The following is a 5,867-nucleotide window of genomic DNA, read 5'->3' as shown; positions in this document are numbered from 1 at the left end:
CATAGCATAGTCAACTGCCTTTGTACCAAGGTAAGAACCACCAATACCGATAGTTACCAAACAATCGGAATTTTCTTGGATTTTCTTGCTAGCTTTTTTAATTCTTTCATATTCTTCCATATCTAGGTTATTAGCCCTATCAATCCATCCTAAAAAGTCATTACCTTCTCCTTCTTTGTTCATCAAAGTAGAAAAAGCCTTTAAACTTTTTTCTTTATAGGAATCTAGATTTGATAAGTCAACATTATTAAAATCAATTTTCATTACAAATCCTCCTTTTGTTAAATTATACCCATTATTAGAAAATATGAAAAATTTATTTTGATAAATTAATAGAATAAAAAAAATTGCGATAAAAAAATATCCCAGAGCGTAGACAAACCCTCAAGCACGAATATCTGACTCCAAAAATTGTTGATTTCTAAATTTTAAAATTCTAAAATCGCAAACTCGCGTTCGCTCGAACAGTGCGATTTTTTACGAATTTTCAAATTTGAAATCAAATCAATTTTTTTCGTATGATATTCTTAGCGTGAGGATTTGTATACTTTGTCAACAGTCTGATCCTTATAATAAAATAAGGAAAACCTTGGTAAAAAAAATTTCAAATAATAAAATAAATAATAATATAAATAAAATATTCTATAAGAATTTTTAAAATTAAGTGATTAAAAAACAAAAAAGACTAAAATATTGTTTAAATACCAATATTTATAAAAATATTCCCTCAAATAAACTGATAATGATAATAAAAATCACTATTTAGAATGATTAAAACTTTAGAATCATTCTTGACAAATAAAAAATATAGGTTATAGTAATAATTGTAAAGACGAAACGGTTACACATAATTATTAATAGAAAGGACATACATATGCCAGAATTAAAAGGTACAAAGACAGCTAGTAACTTAATTACTGCATTCGCAGGAGAATCTCAAGCAACAATGAGATATACTATAGCTGCAAAAATTGCTAAAAAAGAAGGATACGTTCAAATTCAACAAATTTTTGAAGAAACAGCAAGAAACGAACAAGTTCACGCTAAACAATTCTACAAATATTTAAAAGAAGAATTTAAACTTGATACAATCGAATTAAATCCTGATTACACAGCATTCCCAGTTGTTTTCCACGATACATTAACAAACCTTGAAGGTGCAATCGGTGGAGAAAATGAAGAAGCTGAAGATATGTATCCATCATTTGCAAAAGTTGCAAAAGAAGAAGGATTTGATGAAATAGCTAGAAGCTTTGAAAATATTGCAAAAGTAGAAGCAGGCCATAGAGATAGATATCAAAAACTTCACGATAATATCGAAAACGGAACAGTATTTGAAAAAGAAGAAGCAGTTATCTGGAAATGTTGGAATTGTGGATTCCTATATGAAGGCAAAAAAGCACCAAAAATTTGCCCAGCTTGTAAACACCCACAAGACTTCTTCGAAGTTGCAAACTTTAACTATTAATAAGTAGAAACGAATTATAAAAAAATAAAAATTAGAATCTTTCAAAAAAATTTCCTGCCTTAGGCAGGATTTTTTTTATACAAAATTTTATTTATTCCCATATTTTCTCTAATGTGCTAGAATATTTGTAAGAAAATAAAGGAGATTTTTATGAAAGCAATTTTGACAATTATTGGAAACGACAAACCAGGCATAGTTTATAGGGTAAGCGAACTACTTTATAAATTTAATATTAATATTTTGGATTTTAACCAAACAATTATGGAGAAAAATTTTGTTGGTATAATGAATGTTGATATGACAAATACAAATGAATCTTTTGAAAAAATAAAAGATGAGATGACAAAGCTTGGTAAGGAAATTGGCCTTGAACTAAGACTTCAAAATGAAGATCTTTTTGATAAGATGGCAAGGATTTAGTATGGATACAAAACAAATTATTGAAACTATAAAAATGCTCGACCAAGAACACCTTGATATTAGGACCATAACCATGGGAATTTCCCTTCTTGATTGTGCTGATAGTGATTATAAAAAATCTTGCCAAAAAATTTACGATAAAATGATGAAAGAAACTGAAAATTTCATCAAGACTACAAGGCTTGTCCAAGAAATATACGGTGTTCCTATAATTAATAACAGGATTTCAGTAACACCAATTTCACTTGTTGCAGCAAGCTCAAAAATTGACGATTACACCCCTTATGCTGAAGTTTTAGATAAGGTTGCAAAAGAAGTTGGGGTTGACTTTATCGGAGGATTTTCTGCCCTTGTCCATAAGTCTATGACAAAATCTGATAAAATTTTGATAAATTCTATTCCTAATGCTCTTGCTAATACTGATTATGTTTGCTCATCTGTAAATGTTGGTTCAACAAGAACTGGAATAAACCTTGATGCTGTAAAACTTTTGGGCGAAAAAATAAAAGACTTAGCAGAACTAACCAAGGACCAAGACTCTTTGGGATGTGCAAAATTTGTAGCCTTTGCAAATGCAGTTGAAGACAATCCCTTTATGGCAGGATCTTTTCTTGGAGTAGGAGAAGGAGATACGGTTATAAATGTTGGAGTATCAGGTCCTGGAGTTGTAAAAGCTGCTATTGAAAAAGATAGGGGAAAGCCAATTAACGAAGTTTATGAAACAATCAAAAAAACTGCCTTCAAAATAACCAGGATGGGTGATTTGATAGGCCGTGACGTTGCAAAAAGACTTGGAAAAGAATTTGGAATCTTAGACCTATCCCTTGCACCAACACCTGCAATTGGCGACAGTGTTGGTAGAATTTTGGAAGAAATTGGAATTGACCATGTGGGAGGTCACGGCACAACAGCAGCCCTTGCCATGCTAAATGATGCAGTTAAAAAAGGTGGCCTTATGGCATCATCATCGGTTGGAGGACTTTCTGGAGCATTTATTCCAGTAAGTGAAGATGAGGCAATGATAAAGGCAGCAGAAGCTGGACATTTAACTTTTGATAAATTAGAAGCCATGACTTCAGTTTGCTCGGTTGGACTTGATATGATAGCAATTCCTGGAGATACACCAGCCTCAACAATTTCTGCCATGATTTTGGATGAAGCTGCAATTGGAGTTATAAATCAAAAAACAACAGCCGTAAGGGTAATTCCTGTAATAGGAAAGAAAAAGGGAGAATTTGCAGAATTTGGTGGACTTTTGGGCTATGCACCAATAATGGATATTAGAGATTCCAGTGCAGAAAAATTTGTAAATAGGGGAGGCAGAATCCCTGCTCCTGTTCATTCATTTAAAAATTAAAATCTTTTAAAAAAATAAAATTCTAGTAAAATACTAGTATTAAGGACTGGATAATTTTATCTAGGACCAGATTAGTAAAGTAAAGAAAAAGGAGTAAAAATGAAAGTAATAATTTCAGATTCATACGAAGAATTATCAAAAAAGGCAGCTGACCTTTTTATAAGCATTTTACAGGAAAAACCCCAATCAAAACTAGGACTTGCAACAGGCTCATCACCAGTAGGCCTTTATAAAAATCTAATAAAAGCACAAAAAGAAGGAGAAATTTCCTTCCATTGGGCAAAAACAATAAACTTAGATGAATATGTAGGAATTGATCCACAAAACGAACAATCTTACCAATATTTCATGAACGATAATTTATTTGATCATGTAAATATCAAAAAAGAAAATACCCACTTGCCAAAAGCTGATAGCAACGATGAAAAATATACAGAAGAATATAATAAATTATTAGATGAATTTGGTACAAGGGACCTTCAAGTTTTGGGACTTGGACCAAATGGTCACGTTGCTTTCAACGAACCTGGAGAGTTTTTAAACAAAAGAACATCAATAATAGAACTAACAGACCAAACAATAGAAGCTAATTCAAGATTTTTTGATTCAAAAGAAGATGTTCCAAAATACGCAATATCAATGGGAATGGCAGATGCCTTCAATGCAAAAACACTAATAGTAATAGCGAATGGAAAAAATAAAAAAGAAGTCGTAAAAAAAATTGCTAAACACAGATAAAATTTCCACAGACTTCCCAGCATCTCTCCTATTACTCCACCCAAATTGCTACCTCTTTGTAGATAAAGAAGCAATAGAAGACTAAAAAAAAGATGATGCATCTTGCATCATCTTTTTTAAATTTCAAAACTACAAGGCCATGTCATCAATAAAATCCATAGATCTTCTAATTTTAGACAATTCTCTTGCAAACATCATATACATTATCTTGCTAGCATTATTAAAATTATTCTTCAAGGCCCTGTCCCTATTAAGAGAAGAAAGAGTCATACCATTTTTAAGAATTATTTCACTATCATGAATATCCTCAACAAAATAACAATTCACAAAGCCTCGTCTTAGATCATCATTATCAGTTTGCCTAATCTTAAAAGGAAAAAAGACATTAAAACTATCAATACAATAGGGTAAATTTCTAGAAACCTTCAAAATTTCCTTCATATTTTTGTGCATAAGCTTAATAGAAACAGACCTTTTACTTGCCATGTGCTTTAAAAAAAAGACAAGGAGTTCTCCTATCAACAAAAACTCTCTTTTCAGTATAAACTTCACACCCAATCCCAACTCCCTTAATCTCGGCTGGAAGGATGGCAACAATCTTGTCCATAAATCCTCCTTTCTTTAAAGAAGAAAGACTTCTCTAGACATTAAGTGTACAATAAAAAGTTTAATCAGTCAATAGAAGACTAAAACAAATCATTATCAATAAAATACTTCCTAAGTTTTCTAACAATATTATAATGATAATTAGTAATAGACTTAGTAGAAAGGTTCAAAAGCCTTGCAATCTCCTTGTGGGGCAAATTCTTATCATATTTCAAATACAAAATTTCCCTCTCTTGCTTTTTCAAAGTATTAATAGCCTTAAAAAGCTCCTCGATTTCCAAATCCTTAAAAAAATCATCCTCAATAGATTTTTCATCATCAATTTTTTCAATAAGCTCGATCCCGTTTTTATCAAGATCATTTAAAGAATCAACCCTTTCCTTCTTACACTCATTCAAAAAATAAAAATAAAGTCTGTACTTTAAATATCCACCAAACTTTCCCTTATCAGGATCAAAATCCCTAACAATTTCAAAAACCATATCCCTTGCCATAATATAGGCCTCATTCCTATCAAAAACAGGAAAACGCCCACTCATAGAAAGTAAAAGTGGCTCATATTTTCCAATAATCGCATCCAAATTTTCCAAACATATCTTCATAAAAATTTCCTAACTGCGATCGCTTAAATTTGTCGACACCTAAATTCTAGTAAAAATTTTAAAAAAGTTTAATCGGATAAAGGCAAATAAAATAAAAAAAATTAAGCTAAAAGGACTTTACAAAAAGAAAAAGTAAAATAAAAGAAATTTGAGATAAAAATATCCTTTAGGAATAAAAACGAGGTAAGACATATCCCATCTCGAGCGCAGTCGAGAGATCTCATACATTAAACAAGGCAAATATTAAACATAATTCATTGGGTCAGTCTTGAATTACTAAAGAAAGAAAACAAATAAATAAAAAAATCAAAGAGATCTCTCCATGCGTTCGTTTCACTCACTTAGTCGAGATGGTACTTAGCTTAATTTTATTTCAAATAAAATATTATCTAGTTTCATACTTTGTCTACGCTCTGACTTATATGAATATTGAAAAAAATCTTTAGTAATAAAATAAGGCTAATACATACCCATCTCGAGCTTGTCGAGAGATCTCTTACATTAACTAAGGCTAATATTAAAATAAAATCCTTGAATTACTAAAGAAATAAATAAAAATAATAAAATTACCAATAAAAACCGGGCCAAACCCGGTTCTTCTTATCTTCTTATCCTAAATTAAAATCATCTCTAGAAATATTTCCATATAAGCCTTATTCAAACCTGTAACCTTCTC

General features: G+C 31.0%; 6 protein-coding genes and 2 pseudogenes. 4 read left to right on the top strand and 4 right to left on the bottom strand.

The genetic code is table 11. The features are described 5' to 3' along the window. Positions 1-264 (bottom strand): annotated as a pseudogene (locus ANHYDRO_RS04260) (glucose-6-phosphate isomerase); the annotation flags it as partial. A 610-nt stretch (positions 265-874) separates the two neighbouring features. Between ANHYDRO_RS04260 and rbr the strand changes: the two are divergent. From rbr to nagB, 4 genes and pseudogenes are all read left to right on the top strand, one after another. Next, the gene (rbr, locus tag ANHYDRO_RS04255) at positions 875-1,468 is read left to right on the top strand and encodes a rubrerythrin (protein ID WP_004813891.1); all 594 of its coding nucleotides are present in this window, start codon (positions 875-877) and stop codon (positions 1,466-1,468) included. 150 nt (positions 1,469-1,618) lie between these two features. Further along, entirely contained in the window at positions 1,619-1,888 is a 270-nt protein-coding gene (locus ANHYDRO_RS04250) for an ACT domain-containing protein (protein WP_004813889.1), read from the top strand. 1 nt (position 1,889) lies between these two features. Beyond that, positions 1,890-3,245, top strand: a complete 1,356-nt coding sequence (locus tag ANHYDRO_RS04245; RefSeq protein ID WP_039914016.1) for a PFL family protein — start codon at positions 1,890-1,892, stop codon at positions 3,243-3,245. Positions 3,246-3,344: 99 nt separating this feature from the next. Further along, a pseudogene (gene nagB, locus ANHYDRO_RS04240) lies at positions 3,345-4,068 on the top strand (glucosamine-6-phosphate deaminase). A 44-nt stretch (positions 4,069-4,112) separates the two neighbouring features. Here nagB and ANHYDRO_RS04235 read toward each other — a convergent pair. The 3 genes from ANHYDRO_RS04235 to ANHYDRO_RS04230 all read right to left on the bottom strand — a co-directional run bounded on the left by ANHYDRO_RS04235 (position 4,113) and on the right by ANHYDRO_RS04230 (position 5,191). Then, on the bottom strand, positions 4,113-4,469 hold the full coding sequence (locus ANHYDRO_RS04235) for a hypothetical protein (RefSeq protein WP_004813882.1): 357 nt from the start codon (positions 4,467-4,469) through the stop codon (positions 4,113-4,115). Then, positions 4,459-4,590: a hypothetical protein gene (locus ANHYDRO_RS11180; RefSeq protein WP_004813880.1), complete on the bottom strand. Its 132-nt coding sequence runs from the start codon at positions 4,588-4,590 to the stop codon at positions 4,459-4,461. Before ANHYDRO_RS11180 ends, ANHYDRO_RS04235 begins: the two co-directional genes overlap by 11 nt. A 79-nt stretch (positions 4,591-4,669) precedes the next feature. Then, a complete protein-coding gene (locus ANHYDRO_RS04230; RefSeq protein WP_004813878.1) occupies positions 4,670-5,191 on the bottom strand; it encodes a sigma-70 family RNA polymerase sigma factor in 522 nt (173 codons plus the stop codon). Positions 5,192-5,867: the final 676 nt, after the last annotated feature.

The sequence above is a fragment of the Anaerococcus hydrogenalis DSM 7454 genome (assembly GCF_000173355.1).
GTDB classification, from domain to species: domain Bacteria; phylum Bacillota; class Clostridia; order Tissierellales; family Peptoniphilaceae; genus Anaerococcus; species Anaerococcus hydrogenalis.
The sequence above is the reverse complement of the archived record's forward strand: the minus strand, read 5'-3'. Positions and strand labels throughout refer to the sequence as shown.